The sequence below is a fragment of the Hymenobacter nitidus genome (assembly GCF_020447315.1).
Classification (GTDB): Bacteria; Bacteroidota; Bacteroidia; order Cytophagales; family Hymenobacteraceae; genus Hymenobacter; species Hymenobacter nitidus.
The window spans coordinates 21,615-38,274 of sequence record NZ_JAJADQ010000005.1 but is presented as its reverse complement, the minus strand read 5'-3'; the positions used below and the strand labels follow the sequence as shown (position 1 = coordinate 38,274).

The window sequence follows — 16,660 nt, the reverse complement described above, 5'->3', positions numbered from 1 at the left end:
AAAGCGTCTCCCCAGACCGGGGAGACGCTTTCATGTGTACCGACAACTACGATTTACATCGTGGGCGCGGGCGTTACGACGAACTCAAACTTGAACTCGACGCGGCGGTTTTTCGACATGCCGGCGGCCGACGTGTTCGGCGCGGCGGGCTCACCTTCGCCTCGGCCTTCGGTGATGACACGGGTAGCGTCGACCTGCTTGCCGGTGAAGTAGCGCTTCACCGATTCGGCGCGGCGCTCCGAGAGGCCCTGGTTGTACTCATCGGTACCACGGCTGTCGGCGTGGCCGATGATGCGCAGGCTATACTCGGGGTGGTCTTTCAGAGCCTGGGCAATACGGTTCATGGCCGGGTACGAGCTGCGCTCAATCACGGTGCTGTTGGTTTTGAAGCGCACGGGCACTTCCAGACGCTTGATGGCGGGGTCAACGACGAGAGGGCAGCCGTTCGAGTCGACGCGGGTACCAGCGGGGGTGTCGGGGCACTTATCCACGTTGTCGAGGATGCCGTCATTGTCTTTATCGAGCACCAGGGGGCAGCCGCTGGCATCTACCTGCGTACCGGCAGGGGTGTCGGGGCACTTATCGTCCTGGTCGCGCACGCCGTCGTTATCGGCGTCGGGGCAGCCTTTCAGTTCCGCTTTGCCGGCCGTATCAGGGCACTGGTCGTCGCCATCGCGCACGCCGTCGTTGTCACGGTCGGGGCAGCCTTCCAGGTTGGCCAGGCCTTTTTCGGTGGGGCACTTATCCTGGTAGTCCGGCACGCCGTCCTGGTCGCCATCAAGGGGGCAGCCGTTCTCATCCACGGCCACGCCGGTGGGCGTGTCGGGACACTTGTCTTTGCGGTCAGGCACTCCGTCGCCATCCGTGTCTTTGGCTTTGCCAAAAGCAATGGTCAGGCCCGCGGTGTGCTGCAGGTAGCGGTCATCAATCTTGTCGTCGTCGCGGTTCGGCTCGCCGTCGATGTTGGCGTTCAGCGGAATGTGCTGGCCGGTTTGCACGAACAGGCCTACCGCGTCGCTAATACGGAAGTTAATACCGGCCGCGCCGAAGGCATCGAAGTAGGTTTTGTCCTCGTCAATCCGCTGGCCGCGCACCGAGCCTTCGCGGCTGGTGTAGGCAATGCCGGGCGCCAGCAGCAGGTAGGGCTGCACCACGGCATCTTCCTTCAGGGCCCAGCCGTTGTTGAGCTTCAGCTTCAGGGCCAGGTTTACGTTTACCACGTTGGTATTAAAGAACGTGGCGGGGCTCTGGCTGTCTTTCAGCTCCACGTAGGCGCCCTGCAACCCCAGGTCGAGGCCGGGCGTGAGGTAGCGGTTGATGCTGATGCCGGGGCCGAAATGGTTGTTGCCGCTCTTAAAAAAGTCGGAGCCAAGGCTGCCTTTATACTGGTAGACGCTACCGTAGAGGCTCACCGCCGTCTTGCGGTCGGCCGTCTGGGCGTGCCCACGCGGGGCCGCCGCCAGCAGCGTCAGTCCCAGGGCCAGAGAATAGGTTAGAGAACGTTTCATAAGAACGGAATTAGGATGGAAAATCAGCCCCGTTGTGGATATAACGAAGACAGCCATGCGCAAACATAGCTACCCGCCTATACTTTTTAGCCCGCAGAAGGTTGCCCCTACATAGCGAAACTGCACTTTAGGAGGGGCTTACCCGATGCTTTCTGCCTGCTTTACAGGTAGTCGCGGGGCCTAAAAAAATTTGTAAAGAATCCGGAATATTTAACTCTACCCGGAACAGGCACAAACGAAAAGAGCCGCCCGGTACACGGGCGGCTCTTTGGATATTGGCAGGCATCAACCAGGACGATCAGCCCCGGTTCTGGCCCATCAGCTGCTCGATGTCGGCGGCTTCCAGCGGGATATTTTTCATCAGATCCTCATTGCCGGTTTGGGTAATGAGAATGTCATTTTCGAGGCGGATGCCCAGGCCCTCTTCCCGGATGTAGATACCCGGCTCGCAGGTATACACCATGCCCGGCTCGAACACGCGGTACTTGAAGCCCACGTCGTGCACGTCGAGACCCAGGTAGTGGCTGGTGCCGTGCATGAAGTACTTCTTATAGAGCGGCGCGGCCGGGTCCTGGTTCAGCACGTCGTTGGCATTCAGCAAATCGAGCTTGATGAGCTCCTGCTCCATGCTGCGGCCCACCTCGGCGTGGTAATCCTCGATGTTGTTGCCGGCCACCAGGCGGGAAGTAGCGAACTTCATGACGCGCAGCACGGCTTCATACACGTCGCGCTGGCGCTTGGTGAAGGTGCCGTTCACGGGGATGGAGCGCGACAGGTCGGCGGCGTAGTTGCCGAACTCGGCCCCGAAGTCCATCAGCAGCACGTCGCCGTCCTTGCACTCCCGGTCGTTGCTGACGTAGTGCAGAATGCAGGCGTTGGCGCCCGAGGCAATGATGCTGCCATAGGCCGGGCCGCGGCTGCGGTTGCGCACGAACTCGTGCAGGATTTCGGCCTCAATATCATATTCCCACACGCCGGGCTTGATGAAGCCCAGCAGGCGGCGGAAGGCTTTCTCGGTAATGTTGGCCGCCTCGCGCATCAGGCGGATTTCCTCCTCGCTCTTGATGGCGCGCAGCTGGTGCATGATGGGAGCCACGCGGCGGTACTGGTGCAGCGGGTAGGCGGCGCGCAGCTTTTTGCCCAGGCGGGCGTCGCGCGTTTCAACCTCCACCACGGCCCGGATGTGCTCGTTGGAGTTCAGATACACGTTTTCGGCCTCGTTCATCAGGGCCGGCAGCACCGACTCGAACGAGTCGACCCACATGATGGTGGCTACCCCGGACTGGGCGCGGGCCTCGGCCTTGGTGAGCTTGTAGCCTTCCCACACCAGAATATGGTCGCTGGTTTCCTTCAGAAACAGGATTTCGCGGTGCTGGGGCAGCTTGGCATCGGGGAAAATCACCAGCACGCTTTCCTCCTGGTCCACGCCCGAGAGGTAGAACAAATCGTTGTTCTGGCGGAAAGCCATGGTCCCGTCCGCGTTGGTGGGCATGGTATCGTTGGAGTGGAAGATGGCCAGCGAAGCCGGGGGCAGCTGCTGAACGAAATTGCGCCGATTCTGAATAAACAGCTGCGGATCGATGGGACCGTAACGCATAGAAGAAAGGTTGTTGGGCGAGAAAGACGCGCGGCAGGCGGGTCGGCTGCAAGTTAAATAGATTGGCCACACCCGCTGAACCGGCGCCCGGCAATCTGCGCGGCCCGCGCGCTTTATGACTCCCGGCTTGAACCTGGGCCGCAAGGCGGTATCTTTGCAAACTGCTACTCGTCTATGCCCACTCCTGTTGCCCGCCGCGCCGTTCTGCTGATTCAAACCGCCTTTATCGGCGACGTTATCCTGGCTACGGCTCTGCTGGAGCACCTGCACCAGACCGAGCCCGATACGCCGGTAGACTTTCTGGTGCGCAAGGGCAATGAGGGCCTGGTGCAAAATCACCCGCATGTGCGGCAGGTGCTAGTCTGGGACAAGAAGCAGGATAAGTACCGCGGGCTGTGGCACCTGCTGCAGCGCATTCGGGAGGCCGACTACCAGCGCGTCGTGACCCTGCAGCGCTTTGCCTCCACGGGCTTCCTGACGGCTTTTTCGGGGGCACCCGAACGCATGGGCTTCGACAAGAACCCGTTTTCCTTCCGCTTCACCCGCGCCATTCCCCACGTGATTGGGCCGGGCGTACACGAGGTGTCGCGCAACCTGCACCTGCTCGACCCGGCCTACGACGGGCCCCTGACCATGCCGCGCCTCTACCCCAGCGCCACCGACGAAGCTGCCGCGGCCCAGGCGGCGCAGCTGGCACAGGGCGGACCGTATCTGTGCATCGCGCCCACATCAGTGTGGTTTACCAAGCAGTTTCCGCGGGAACAGTGGCTGAAGCTGTTGGCCGCGCTGCCCCGAAAATACACCGTATTCCTGCTGGGTGGCCCGCCCGATGTGGCCGAGTGCGAAGCACTGCTGAAAGCCAGCAACCGGCCCGGCGTGGTAAATCTGGCGGGCAAACTGTCGTTGCTGGCCTCGGCGGCCCTAATGCGCGGGGCGGTGCTCAACTACGTCAACGACTCGGCGCCCATGCACCTGTGCTCGGCCCAGGGCGCGCCCACCTGCGCTATCTACTGCTCCACAGTGCCGTTTTTCGGCTTTGGTCCGCTTAGCCCGTTTTCCCGGGTAGTCGAGCTGCCGGAAGAGTTGGCCTGCAAGCCCTGCGGCCTGCACGGCTACCGCAAGTGCCCGCTGAACCACTTCCACTGCGCCCACGGCATCGAAACCAGCCAGCTGCTCAGCGCCCTGGCCGAAGCAGAAATGGAAATGGTGAAATTGTGAGACGGTGAATAATGTGCTGATGTACTAATTTTTAATGTGGTAAATGTGAAAAATATGACCAATGTGTCAGGGCCTCGTTCTTCGCCATAACACATCAAACTCATTTCACACATTCCTCACATTCGCACCTTCGCACATTAACCATCCCTACCTTTGCCGGGGATGAAACCCACGGCTGGACTAGCTGGTTATTATCTTTTAGGGCCGGGCAAAGTCCGCGCCCTTATGCCCTACGTTTCCAAGACCCCAACTAATGTCTGATTACGACCTCTACGAGTTGCCCAACGGCATTCGGGTTCTGCATAAACAAGTACTGCACACCAAAATTGCCCATTGCGGCTTCCTGCTGGATATTGGCTCACGCGACGAGAAGCTGCACCAGCTGGGCCTGGCTCACTTCTGGGAGCATATGGCTTTCAAGGGCACCGAAAAGCGCAAGAGCTTCCATATTCTGAACCGCCTCGAAACTGTGGGCGGCGAGCTGAACGCCTACACGACCAAGGAGAAAATCTGCTTTTACGCCTCCTTGCTCAGCACGCACTTCGAGCGGGCCTTCGAGCTGCTCACCGATTTGACCTTCCACTCGGTGTTTCCCGAAAAGGAAATCGAGAAGGAGCGCGGCGTGATTCTGGAGGAAATGAGCATGTACCAGGACGCCCCGGAAGACGCCATTGTGGACGATTTCGACGGCGTGATTTTCCCAAACCATTCCCTGGGCCACAACATTCTGGGAACCCGCGAGAGTGTGTCGGGCTTTCAGCAGCAGGACTTCTTCCAGTTCCTCACCGACAACGTGCGCACCGACCGGCTGGCCTTCAGCTCGGTGAGCAACTTGCCGTTCAAGGAAGTAAAGCGCCTGGCCGATAAGTATCTGGCCCCGCTGCCGGCCAAGCTGGGCGCGCGGCCCCGCACGCCGTTCACGGCCTTCCAGCGTGTGGAGCAAACCGAGCGGAAGCCCATCAACCAAGCCCACTGCATCATCGGCGGGCCAGCCTACGCCATTAGTGACAAGCGCCGGATTCCGTTTTTCATGCTGAACAACCTGCTCGGCGGGCCCGGTATGAACTCGCGCCTGAACCTGGCCGTGCGCGAAAAGTACGGCCTGGTCTACACCATCGACTCGACCTACAGCCCCTACACCGACACGGGCTTGTTTGGCATTTACTTCGGCACCGAGAAAAAGCAGGTGGCCCGCACCATTTCCCTGGTCAACAAGGAGTTGAAGCTGCTGCGCGAAAAGACGCTGACCACCACTCAGCTGCACGTAGTGAAAGAGCAGCTGATGGGCCAGCTGGCCATGTCGGAGGAAAGCAACAGCGGCATGATGCAGTTGCTGGGTAAAAGCACCTTGGACCTGAACCGCGTGGAATCTATCAACGAGGTCTTCGCCCAGATCAGGCAGATTACGGCTCAGGAGTTGCGCGACCTGGCCAATGACGTGCTGCGCGAAGACAACCTGAGCGTGCTGCAGTATTTGCCGGAGTAAGGACGTTATGCCGCAGCAACCAGCTAGGTTTGGGGAAATTACGGGAATAAGGCCCGGCCACGAGTTTCGCAACCGTTTGGAGCTGTGGAGTGCCGGTGTACATCGGCAAACACAGGCCGGGATTAGTGCCCGGCAGGGCCAGGGCGCCGAATCAATAGTAGTATCTGGTGGCTATGAGGATGACCTTGATCAAGGTACGTGGCTCCTGTATACTGGCAAAGGTGGGCGCAGTGCGGAAACAGGTAAACAGGTAGCTGACCAAACTCTAACAGGCTCAAACCTGGAATTGGCCCGCAATCAAGTACTGGGATTGCCAATACGCGTTACCCGCAAAGTCACTGAAAATGGCCTGACATTCTATCGATACGGTGGGCTATACCGGGTGAGCAGCTATTGGCAGGAGCAAGGCCGCTCGGGGTATAAAATCTGGCGTTTTCGGCTGGAAATGCTACCTGATGAGCTCTTTTCGGAAGCAGAGGTGGCAGTTACCGCTACGCCTGACCTATTTCAGGCCGAGGAGCCTGTGGCAGCTTACAATCCGGCCCCCCGGCGGCTAATTACAACATTGCGGATTGTGCGCGACACAGCTGTGAGCCGCCAAGTAAAGCAGTTGTATTCTTATCAGTGCCAGGTGTGCGCTACAAGGCTCAATAGCGCTGCTGGTCCGTATGCTGAAGCGGCCCATGTTCAGCCGTTGGGAGCCCCACACCACGGCCCTGATGTGTTGAGCAATGTGCTGTGCTTATGTCCCAATCACCATATTTTGTTTGATCTGGGCAGCTTCGCGGTCCGTAACGATTTCAGTCTGTTGGGGCTAGATGGCCGCCTCACACTCCATCGTCAGCATAGATTGGAGCCATTGTTCCTGAAGTATCACCGGGAACATTACTTTCGGGCCACCGAAGCTACATCTGCGGCTGAATAATCTGCCTCGCATGCCCTTTACGCCCGCCCATCCTGCTCTGGTGCTGCCCCTGCTGCGCCCCCTGCACCGCCGGCTTTCCGCCACGGCGCTGGTGCTGGGCGCCATGGCTCCCGACTTCGAATATTTCCTGCGCTTGCGGCCCGACGGCATCTACGGGCACACGCTGGCCGGCATCTTCTGGCTCGACCTACCCTTGATTCTGGCCTTTGCCTGGCTGTTTCATCGCCTGGTGAAGCTGCCGCTGGTGCAGAGCCTACCCGACGTGCTGCGCAAACGCCTGCTGCCGCTGGTCGGGGCGCCGTGGCCGGGGCGGCGCCTGGTGTCGGGGCCGGTGCTGGCGGGTGCCCTGCTGGGCTGCATTTCCCATATTGGCTGGGACTGGTTTACCCACGACGACGGCCTGGTGGTGATGAGTTGGCCGTTGCTGCGGCAGGTGCTACCGGGCTTTGGGCTGGGCTGGCCTCTATACAAGTTTCTGCAGTACGTAAGCACCTTCATTGGCCTGGGCAGCATTCTGTGGTACCTGCTTCGGCTGCCAACGCAGCGCACGCCGCCCCCGCCGCCCACCCGCACCCGGTTTACGTTCTGGCTGGCTACCGGCGCGGTACTGCTGCTGCTCTGGGGCCCATTTATGGTGTACTCGGCCCGGATCTGGCCCTTCGATGCCAACTCGGTGCTGGTGACGGGCATGAGCGCTGGCGTGGTGGGCATGCTGGTGGCCGCCGGCACGCTGCGCCGCCGTCTGGCCGCGCCTGCCCCGGTTCTTTCCTGATTCATTTCCCTTCTTCCTTTCCTCTGTGCACCCCGACGACCTGCAGGCCTACGCCGAAAACCACACTTCTCCCGAGCCCGACCTGCTGCGCCGCCTCAACCGCGAAACCCACGTGCAGGTGCTGGCTCCGCGCATGCTGTCGGGCCACCTGCAGGGGCGCGTGCTGAGCATGCTCAGCCATATGGTGCGGCCCCGGCGCGTGCTGGAGCTGGGCACCTTCACGGGCTACTCGGCCTTGTGCCTGGCCGAGGGGCTGACGCCCGACGGGGAACTGCACACCGTGGAGCAAAACCCCGAGCTAGAAGCCCGCATCCGGCGCTACGTCGAGGAAGCCGGGCTGGCCGAACGCATTCACCTGCACATCGGCGACGCAGCGGCCGTCCTGGCTACGCTCACCGAAGCCTGGGATTTGGTGTTCATCGACGCCGACAAGATCAACAATGCCCGCTACTACGAGCTGGTGCTGCCCCAGGTGCGGCCCGGCGGTTTTATTTTAATCGACAACGTACTGTGGAGCGGCAAGGCCCTGCCTTCTTACCCGTTGAAGCCGGCCGACAAGGATGCCCACGCCGTGCGCGCTTTCAACGATTTTGTGCAGCACGACGAGCGGGTGGAAAACGTGTTCCTGCCCCTGCGCGACGGCCTGTTGATGGTACGCAAACGATAATTAAAATTGCTTCGGTTAAACATTTAAGCTGATGCCGCGTCTATTGGGCTTCAGGCCCAATAGTATCATGAGAAAAGTAGTTCTATTCCTTTTGTTTTTGCTAATTACGGCTCCCGTATTCGCCCAAACCTATCCTATTTCCGGACGCGTAGTTGATATCACCGATCAGTCGCCCCTGATTGGGGCCAACGTGCTGCTCACGCGCGTGCCCGACTCGGTGAAAACCGGGGCCACCGTAGACCCCACCGGCCGCTTTGAGCTGACGGCCGCACCCGGCCGCTACGTGCTAACCGTCTCGTTTCTGGGCTACCAAACGCTGCGCCGCCCGGTTGAAGTGACCTCGGCGCCCGTCGTGCTGGGCTCTTTGGCCCTGGCTACCAGCCAGGTCAAGCTCAACGGGGTGGAAGTAGTGGGCCAGGCGGCGGCGGCCGTGCAGAAGGGCGACACCACGCAGTACGACTCGCGGGCATTCAAAACCAACCCCGACGCCAACGCCCAGGATCTGATTACCAAGATGCCCGGCGTAGTAGTGACCGACGGCAAAGTGCAGGCCCAGGGCGAGCAGGTGCAGCGCATCCTGGTCGATGGCAAGGAGTTCTTTGGCAGTGACCCCGACGCGGTGCTCAAAAACCTGCCGGCCGAGGCCATCGACAAGATTCAGGTGTATGACCGCCGCAGCGACCAGTCGGCCTTCACGGGCTTCAACGACGGCAACACCGAGAAAACCATCAACATCACGACCAAGCCCTCGTTCCGCAACGGGCAGTTTGGGCGCATCGTAGCCGGCTATGGCCCCGACAATGGCAACGACAAATACCGCGTGAGCGGCAACCTCAACTCGTTTAAGGGTGCCCGTCGCTTTTCCATCGTGGCGCAGTCCAACAACGTGAACGAGCAGAACTTCGGTACCGACGACTTGTTGGGCGTCATCGGCACCTCGGCCCAGGGCGGCGGTGGCGCGCGTGGCGGCCAGGGACGGCCAGGTGGTAACCAGGGCGGCGGCAACCGTGGCGGCGGGGGCAATGCCGGCAATTTTCTGGTAAACCAGGCCAGCGGCATCTCTACCACCCACGCCGTGGGGTTGAACTACTCCGACAACTGGGGCAAGAAAACCGAGGTGCAGGCCAGCTACTTTTTCAACCTGAGCGACAACGTAGCCAGCTCCACCACCAACCGCCTCTATAACGTGCAGACGCGGGGCCGCACACTGGGCTACGACGAGGAGTCAGTGGGCTCGGCCCGCAACACCAACAACCGTTTCAGTCTGCGCCTGGAGCATAAGTTCGACTCGCTGAACTCCCTGCTCTGGCAGCCCCGCCTGACGATGCAGAACAACTCGAGCGACAGTAACCTGGACGGGCGTACTTTCCTGGGCGCTTTCTCGGAGCAGGGCGACAGCACCCAGAGCACCAACCTGAGCCGATACAACTCGGCCCAGACTGGCATTACCTTCAGCAACCAGCTGCTCTACCGCCACCGCTTTGCCAAGCGCGGCCGCACTTTCTCGCTGAGCCTGAACACGACTTTCAACGACCGCAACGCCGATAACTACCTCTACTCCGAAAACTTCGACTTTACCTCCCGGCCCGAGGCGACCACCTCGTTTACCAACCAGTACTCGCGCCTCGACCAGATTGGCTGGACCTGGAACGGCACGGCCAACTATACCGAGCCGCTGAGCCTGAAAAGCCAGCTGCAGCTAAACTACACGATCAACTACTCGCCCAACGACTCGGACAAGAAGACCTACGAGCTGCTGCCCAACGAAGCCCGCGACCTGAACGAGCAGCTCAGCAACGTGTTTACCAGCCGCTACGTCACCAACTCCGGGGGCCTGACCTACCGCTACCAGTTCGAGAAGCTGGAGTGGTCGGTGGGCGGCTCGCTGCAGTACGCGCAGCTGCACAACGAGCAGGAGTTTCCGAGCACCGTCACCACCGACCGGCCGTTCTGGAGCGTGCTGCCCAATGCCCAGCTGCAGTACAAGTTTACGCGCCAGCAGAACCTGCGCATCAACTACCAGGCCCGCACCCAGAACCCCAGCATCAGTCAGCTGCAGGACGTGGTGAACAACTCCAACCAGCTCCAGATTCGCACCGGCAACCCCAATCTGGCCCAGGAATACACCCACAACCTGTTTATGCGCTACTCGGCCACCCAGCCCGAAACGTCGCGCTCCTTCTTCGCCCTGCTGGGCGGCTCCTACACCGACAACTCCATTGCCAACAGCACGGTAGTCGTGCGCGAGCCGACCCGCATTGAGGGCACTTCGGTGGTCGTGCCGGCCGGTGGTACCATTATCCGGCCCATCAACCTGAACAACCAGTACTCGCTGCGCTCTTTTGCCAACTACACCCTGCCGCTGAAGGTCATCAAGTCGAACCTGAACCTGAACGCTTCGGCTACTTTCTCCCAGACGCCGGGCTTCGTGAACTCCCGCCTGAACTACAACCGCTCGCCCAACTTCAGCCTGGGCGCCGTGCTGAGCAGCAACATCAGCCCCGAGCTGGACTTCACGCTCTCCTCGAATTCCTCGCAGACCTATGCCCGCAACACGGTGCAGAGCCAGAGCAACAGCGAGTATTTTCGCCAGAACACGAGCCTGCGCCTGAACTGGATTGTGGTGAAGGGCGTCACCGTGCAGTCGGAGGTGAACCACGTGGCCTACCGCGGCCTGACGGCCGGCTTCAACCAGAACTTCGTGCTCTGGAATGCCAGCCTGGGCAAGAAGTTCCTGCCCAAGCAGCAGGCTGAAATCCGGCTTTACGCCTTCGATTTGCTGGCCCAGAACAACAGCATCCAACGCAACATCAACGAGGCCTACACCGAAGATGTGCGCACCAACATCCTGCAGCGCTACTTCATGGTGATGTTCACCTACAACCTGCGCAACTTCAGCGGCGCCAGCCCCGCCGACACGCCCCGCGACGGGAACCGGCAGTTTGGTCCTCCCGGCGGCGCACCCGGCGGCCGTCCTCCCGGGGGTGGCGGTGGCCCCGGCGGCGGGGGTTTCGGCGGATAAGCCAGCAAACAGCAGCACCCACGCGGGGCATCGACTCAGAGCAAGTCGGTGCCCCGCGTTGTTTTGCTGGGCTAGGTTTTGCACCGGATGCCCGCGGCCTTGGGTCAGCACGGGCCGGGCAAGCCCTAAAATTGAGTGATTTCAGGGCTTTTGCTGCCTCATCCAGCGTTTTTTCGCCTACTTTGTACAGGTGAAATCTGGCACGCATTAGGATAGAAGCCAGAACGCCCGCTTTGCTTTCTATGAAACGACTTGTACTCACCCTGCTTTGCCTGCTGCCCCTGCTGGCTGCCGCCCAAAGCGTGGCCGTTCCCTCCGACCTGTATTTTGCCGGCCTGCACCTGCGGCTCACGGAAGGAGGCCGCGTGGCCATTCAGCAGAAAGTAGACGCCATCCGGCGCTACCAGCCCTCGTTTCAGGCCCGCGTAAATCTGGCGGATGCCTACTTCCCCATCATCGACCGGGTGTTTCAGACCGAGGGCGTCCCGCAGGAGTTCCGCTACCTGGTGCTGCAGGAAAGCGGCCTGCAGGGCGAAGCCCAGTCCATCCACGATGCGGTGGGCTACTGGCAGTTCAAGCGTGAGTCGGCTACGGAGCTGGGTGTGGTCATAAACGACGTGGTGGATGAGCGCAAGCACATCGTGGCCTCGTCGCGGGCAGCAGCCCGGTATTTTCTGCGCAACAACAACACGTTTCACAACTGGGTCAACACCCTGCTGAGCTACAACCTGGGCCTGACCGGCGCCAAGCCCTACACGTTGCCCACCGACGCGAATGCCACGGAAATGGAGATTTCCGAGCAGACGCACACCTACGTTCTCACGTTTCTGGCGCATAAAGTGGCTTTTGAAACCGCCTGCGGCCAGAATCCCAAGCCACCGATGCTGCTTCAGGAGTTTCCGGCCATGCCCGGCCAGCAGCTTTCGGCCATGGCCGCACCCTTGCAAACCAGCCCCGAGGAACTGGCCAAGCACAACCGCTGGCTCCTGAACAATGCGGCTGTGCCCCAGGACAAGGCCTACACCATTCTGGTGCCCGTCACGGACCCGCTGCAACTCACGGCCATGGCGGCCCAGCAGAAAACGGCCGCCGCCGGCCAGCTGCTGCACGAGCCCACCCCCGACCCGCAGAACGCCGAGTTTGTGCAGGTGAACGGGCTGCGGGCCATCATTGCCCTGCCCGGCGACACGAAAGAGAGCCTGGCTCAGCGTGCGGGGCTGAAGATGCGCAAGTTCATGCAGTTCAACGACCTGTTTGCCTTCGACAATATTGTGATTGGCCAGCCCTATTTCGTGCAGAAGAAGAAGGATAAGGCCGCCGTGGAATACCACGTAGCCCAGCCCGGCGAGAGTGTGGCCATCGTGTCGCAGAAGTATGGGGTGCGGGCCAAATCCATCTGGAGCAAGAACCGCATGCCGCGCAACGAGGAGCTGCGGGCCGGCCGCATTCTGTGGCTGCAGCACACGCGCCCCAAGGAAGTAGCCATTGAGTACGCCAACAGCGACAATGCCGCCGCCGTGGCCGCTTTCGAGCGCAGCGCGCCGCCAGTAGCTGCTACCCCAGCAGCGGCCAAACCGGCCAAGAAAAAGGAGAAGGTAAAGGATGAAGCCGAGCCCTACACGGGTGCTACGGCCGCGGCTAACCGGATTCTGGAGGACGCCACGGAAACCGATACGGTGGCCGTCAGCCCCGACAAAAACACGGTTACCCAGGCCGACAGCGCGACGGATGACCACATGGAAAATCTGAACGAGCTGCCCCAGGCCGCCAAACCCACCGTGCAAGCCCCGAAGGCCCCAACGGAAAAGCCAGTGGCCCAGACGCCCAGAAAGCCCCTACCCACGGCCGCTCCCGTTGCCGACGAGCCCCAGGACGAACCAGTAGCTTCAGCCCCGGCCCCTGTAACCCCGGCCCCGGCTCCGGTGCGGACAGTTCCGGCCGCCACGCCGGCCCCGGCAGCGGCCAAACCCGCACCTGCTTCGGCTCCGGCTGCCCAGCCCCAGCCGCCAGTATATGTGGCGGCTACGGTTGTAGAGCCCGTACCGGCATCCGGCCTGCATACCGTGCAGAAGGGTGAGACGTTGTATGCCGTGGCCCGCCGGTTTGCCCTGCGCCCTGCCGACCTGATTGCTTGGAATAACCTGCCCGCCAGCCCTTCGCTGCGGCTGGGCCAGGTGCTGCGCGTAGTGGCGCCGGCCGCTTCAGCCCAAGCTCCGGCGGCTACTCCAGCTACCGCCGGTACGCCAGCGGCTGCCCCGGCGCCGGCTTTGGCCACTGCTGAAACGGTGCGCCATAAGGTGGCAACGGGCGAGTCGATGTACGGCATTGCCCGCAAATACAACGTGAGCATCAAGCAGGTGATGGAGTGGAATAACAAGGCCGACTCCAACGTGAAACTGGGCGAAGTTCTCGTTATCAACCCCACCAAATAGCCAGCCGCCGCGTTTCGCGCCCCTGGTTTTCGATTTTTATTTAGCTGTTTTCCGAATGCGTCCTCTCTTTCAAGCCCTTCTGTTCTCCGGTCTGCTGTCGGCTCCCGTGGCCGCACAGGCCCAGCAGCCGACCCCGGCCCCTACCCTCTCCGACGATTCCGTGCGGGTGATGTCGGGATTAGTACAAACCAGCGTGCGGCAGCTGCGCGACATCTATTTTGAACCCAGTGATGCCCGCGCCGTGCAGCTCATCGACAAGGCCCTGCTGGAAATTCCGGTGCTGAATCAGCGCCTGAGCCGCTACACGGCCAGCCTGCCCCGCGAGCAGCAGCAGCTCCTGGCCCAGCGCCTGCGCCAGCACCCCTGGCAGATTGAGCTGCAGACGTTGATGCGCAGCCCCCAGTTCCGAAGCTTTGATGCCCGCGCCGCCAAAAACGCCGAGCTGAAAGTAGCGACTGAGCGCCTGCACGCCTCCGGCTTCGTGGGCACGGCCAAAGTAGCCCCGCCCGTGGCCGCTACGCCCGCCCCTGAGCCGATGGGCACGATTTCGTTGCCGCCAGCCAAGTCGGGCCCCGTCAAGGCAGCGCGGACCAAGCCCGCCGCCAATGCCCTGGCTTCGGCTAAACCGGGTGCGGCAAGCAAGAGCGGCACAGGCTTCAGCGTGCCGTCGTTGGGCGCGCCGGCCAAAACGGCTCCGGTAGCCAGCGCGGCTCCGGCTCCGGCTGCTACGGCGGCTTCCACGGCAACTGCCCAGCACACCGTGCAGAAAGGCGAAACGCTGTTCAGCATATCCCGCCGCTATGGCGTGACGCCGGCCCAGCTGCAGGAATGGAACAACAAAGCCAGCGGCGCCGTGAAAATCGGTGAGGTGCTGGTCGTGAATCAGGGCAAGTAGCCTGACCTGCTTTCCAACCAAAAAGGGCGCTGATACAGCGCCCTTTTTGGTTGGCACCTATGTATTTGCCGATTACGCGGCCACCGATACTGGCGGCGCCAGCCGGGCAATGCGGCTGGTGCGCGACTTGAGGAAGGCAATGATTTCGGCATCGGAGCCGTACTGCCCGCCCAGGTTCACGAAGTTTTTGGCCAGCAGATCGTAGCGCCGGGTCATGAGGAAGGCGAAGATGTGCAGGAAGTGAATGCCGTCGAAAACTACGGCCTGCTGCTGCGTGTACTGGTCCAGGTTTTTCTGGAAGTGGGCCGGGTGCTCGGTCCAGTGCATGGCGGGCTTGAGGTGGTGGCTGATGTGGTAGCCATCATTCCAGCACTTATGGTTATACTTAGTATTGATGCACGTCACGCTATTGGTGTAGCAGTTGCCGGGGTCGTTGGCATCGATAAAGGCGTGCTGGCTCCAGTTGCCCAGCATCATGATGGCACGCGTCACCAGCACGGGCAGCACCAGCACGGCCAGCACGGCCGGCAGATTCACGAAGGCTAACGCCAGGCAGGTGACCAGGTAAGCCACCTCACCGCGCAACAGCCGGTGGCGAAACGTGACCTTGTTGGTGCGCCCCAGATACCGCACCAGCTTCGGAATACCCAGCAGGAAAAAGTCGGCGAGGTAGCGGCCAAAGCTGGCAATGGAGTCGCGCTGATAGAACATGGTGGAGCTTTCGTCGTCGGGCAGGTTGTTCTCCGGGTGGTGCATGCCCATATGGTGGGTGAAGTAGGTTTCTGGCGTTTGACCAAACAGCGGCCCGATAACCCAGGGAATGTAGCTGTTTAGCCGCCCGTACTTCTTCTTGAATAGGATGCGGTGGCTGGTGCAGTGCAGCATCAGCCCAAACGGCCCTTTGAAATAAAACGTGGTCAGGAACATGTAGACCGCGAAAATGCCCCACCACCACGCGCCGGGCAGACCGGGCACGAAGAGCAGGCCGGCCAGGGGCAGCAGCGTGGCCGATATTTCCAGGATCAGGTGCACAAAAGGCAAATCCCGCTTGTCCTGGATGAATTGGAGAAGAAAGGAATCCAGGCGGGAAACACGGGCCGTCGGGTCGTAGACCGGATCAGTGAGGGCAACTAAATACTTCATGAGCAGATACTGACCAAACCGCTTGGCCGGGAATGAAGACAACAACTAGATAGTTGACACCAGGAAATAAGGATGCTAAAGCGCCGCCCGCCAGGCGGCTTAGTACGCTTAAAACAGATAGGATAAATAGCAAGCGTAGCGCCGGGACAAGGCCGGCAAGCAGAAGCACAACCCCGCGCAAGGCGAAATGATTACGGCAGCGTCAGGCAAGATAGCCAGATTGTAACGGATGAGCTGCGGCTCGAATGTATGGCACGGCGGCATCACCGGCGGATTCCTGCTTTTCCGGCCAGTATGGGCCAGTTTCCAGTCGACCCGGCAAAAAACAACAGCTTCTGCTCTGCCGTAAGAAAAAGATGGTCAGTGTTTACTTTTCTCACCCTTTGTCACGCTGCGCATGAACTATCTGGTGCTCACGGCTTTGCTACTCATTCTTGCTTCGCCCCTGGCGGCCCAGCGCAAACCAGCCGCGATGCCCACGGCCGCGGAGCAAGCCGCCACTGCCCTGAGTGCCCACGTGCAGCAGTACTACACCGACCTTGCCCAGCGCCTGCGCGAGGTTTACTTCGCCCCCAGCGACGGCCGCGCCATTGCCTTGCTCAGCACCACCATCACCGAATTTACGGCCCGCAAAAAAGCTTTGCTGGCCGAAGCGGCAGCCGTGGCCAAGCCGCCCGTAGCCAGCCCCACCTGGGCCCAGCATCAGCAGGCGTTGCTGAGCAGCACGGCCGCGGCCAAGATGCCGGCCCGGCGGCAGCGCAACCCGGCCCTGGACAATGCCTTCAAGCGCTTCAACGCAGCCCAGCTCAGCAGTCTGGAAGCAGCCCCGGCGGCCACCGGCGAGTAACGGCCCCGGCCTGGGCTGCGCCGGGCAGAGGGGTATTGAGGATGGTTGAGTTAGTGCGCAAAGTCCGGCACGCAAAGCCGGGCTTTTTCTGTTAGTACGCAAAAAGCACTTGCCGCGCAATCTTTTCCGGCCCCGCTTTTGGCGGTAA

At 61.1% G+C, this 16,660-nt stretch carries 12 protein-coding genes; 9 read left to right on the top strand and 3 right to left on the bottom strand.

The genetic code is table 11. The annotated features are described in order from the left end of the window. Nucleotides 1-53: 53 nt before the first annotated feature. The gene (locus tag LGH70_RS10710; protein WP_226185372.1) at nucleotides 54-1,508 is read right to left on the bottom strand and encodes an OmpA family protein; all 1,455 of its coding nucleotides are present in this window, start codon (nucleotides 1,506-1,508) and stop codon (nucleotides 54-56) included. A 298-nt stretch (nucleotides 1,509-1,806) separates the two neighbouring features. Continuing rightward, nucleotides 1,807-3,105, bottom strand: coding sequence for an aminopeptidase P N-terminal domain-containing protein (locus tag LGH70_RS10705; RefSeq protein WP_226185369.1), 1,299 nt, complete (start codon nucleotides 3,103-3,105; stop codon nucleotides 1,807-1,809). A gap of 174 nt (nucleotides 3,106-3,279) precedes the next feature. Here LGH70_RS10705 and LGH70_RS10700 point away from each other — a divergent pair, with 174 nt between their 5' ends. The 8 genes from LGH70_RS10700 to LGH70_RS10665 all read left to right on the top strand — a co-directional run bounded on the left by LGH70_RS10700 (nucleotide 3,280) and on the right by LGH70_RS10665 (nucleotide 14,522). Further along, nucleotides 3,280-4,323, top strand: a complete 1,044-nt coding sequence (locus tag LGH70_RS10700; RefSeq protein WP_226185364.1) for a glycosyltransferase family 9 protein — start codon at nucleotides 3,280-3,282, stop codon at nucleotides 4,321-4,323. 253 nt (nucleotides 4,324-4,576) lie between these two features. Continuing rightward, complete coding sequence (locus LGH70_RS10695; protein ID WP_226185363.1) at nucleotides 4,577-5,809, top strand: M16 family metallopeptidase; 1,233 nt, start codon at nucleotides 4,577-4,579, stop codon at nucleotides 5,807-5,809. 7 nt (nucleotides 5,810-5,816) lie between these two features. After that, a complete protein-coding gene (locus tag LGH70_RS10690) occupies nucleotides 5,817-6,734 on the top strand; it encodes a YDG/SRA domain-containing protein (RefSeq protein ID WP_226185362.1) in 918 nt (305 codons plus the stop codon). A 10-nt stretch (nucleotides 6,735-6,744) separates the two neighbouring features. Continuing rightward, on the top strand, nucleotides 6,745-7,506 hold the full coding sequence (locus tag LGH70_RS10685) for a DUF4184 family protein (protein WP_226185361.1): 762 nt from the start codon (nucleotides 6,745-6,747) through the stop codon (nucleotides 7,504-7,506). Nucleotides 7,507-7,531: 25 nt separating this feature from the next. Continuing rightward, nucleotides 7,532-8,173, top strand: coding sequence for an O-methyltransferase (locus LGH70_RS10680; protein ID WP_226185359.1), 642 nt, complete (start codon nucleotides 7,532-7,534; stop codon nucleotides 8,171-8,173). A 91-nt stretch (nucleotides 8,174-8,264) separates the two neighbouring features. Continuing rightward, nucleotides 8,265-11,195 (top strand): TonB-dependent receptor, encoded by a 2,931-nt coding sequence (locus LGH70_RS10675; protein WP_226185357.1) that lies wholly within the window; start codon nucleotides 8,265-8,267, stop codon nucleotides 11,193-11,195. Between the two features lie 242 nt (nucleotides 11,196-11,437). After that, nucleotides 11,438-13,627: a lytic transglycosylase domain-containing protein gene (locus tag LGH70_RS10670; protein ID WP_226185353.1), complete on the top strand. Its 2,190-nt coding sequence runs from the start codon at nucleotides 11,438-11,440 to the stop codon at nucleotides 13,625-13,627. 55 nt (nucleotides 13,628-13,682) lie between these two features. Next, on the top strand, nucleotides 13,683-14,522 hold the full coding sequence (locus LGH70_RS10665; protein WP_226185351.1) for a LysM peptidoglycan-binding domain-containing protein: 840 nt from the start codon (nucleotides 13,683-13,685) through the stop codon (nucleotides 14,520-14,522). Between the two features lie 72 nt (nucleotides 14,523-14,594). On the opposite strand, the gene LGH70_RS10660 is transcribed toward LGH70_RS10665, so the two are convergent. Further along, entirely contained in the window at nucleotides 14,595-15,665 is a 1,071-nt protein-coding gene (locus tag LGH70_RS10660; RefSeq protein ID WP_226185349.1) for a fatty acid desaturase family protein, read from the bottom strand. A gap of 397 nt (nucleotides 15,666-16,062) precedes the next feature. On the opposite strand from LGH70_RS10660, the gene LGH70_RS10655 reads away from it, so the two are divergent. Then, entirely contained in the window at nucleotides 16,063-16,512 is a 450-nt protein-coding gene (locus LGH70_RS10655; protein WP_226185347.1) for a hypothetical protein, read from the top strand. Nucleotides 16,513-16,660: the final 148 nt, after the last annotated feature.

Bases quoted from the DNA above. Each gene is read 5' to 3' on its own strand.
- LGH70_RS10710 (WP_226185372.1), bottom strand. From the start codon at position 1,508: ATGAAACGTTCTCTAACCTATTCTCTGGCCCTGGGACTGACGCTGCTG.
- LGH70_RS10705 (WP_226185369.1), bottom strand. From the start codon at position 3,105: ATGCGTTACGGTCCCATCGATCCGCAGCTGTTTATTCAGAATCGGCGC.
- LGH70_RS10700 (WP_226185364.1), top strand. From the start codon at position 3,280: ATGCCCACTCCTGTTGCCCGCCGCGCCGTTCTGCTGATTCAAACCGCC.
- LGH70_RS10695 (WP_226185363.1), top strand. From the start codon at position 4,577: ATGTCTGATTACGACCTCTACGAGTTGCCCAACGGCATTCGGGTTCTG.
- LGH70_RS10690 (WP_226185362.1), top strand. From the start codon at position 5,817: ATGCCGCAGCAACCAGCTAGGTTTGGGGAAATTACGGGAATAAGGCCC.
- LGH70_RS10685 (WP_226185361.1), top strand. From the start codon at position 6,745: ATGCCCTTTACGCCCGCCCATCCTGCTCTGGTGCTGCCCCTGCTGCGC.
- LGH70_RS10670 (WP_226185353.1), top strand. From the start codon at position 11,438: ATGAAACGACTTGTACTCACCCTGCTTTGCCTGCTGCCCCTGCTGGCT.
- LGH70_RS10665 (WP_226185351.1), top strand. From the start codon at position 13,683: ATGCGTCCTCTCTTTCAAGCCCTTCTGTTCTCCGGTCTGCTGTCGGCT.
- LGH70_RS10660 (WP_226185349.1), bottom strand. From the start codon at position 15,665: ATGAAGTATTTAGTTGCCCTCACTGATCCGGTCTACGACCCGACGGCC.
- LGH70_RS10655 (WP_226185347.1), top strand. From the start codon at position 16,063: ATGAACTATCTGGTGCTCACGGCTTTGCTACTCATTCTTGCTTCGCCC.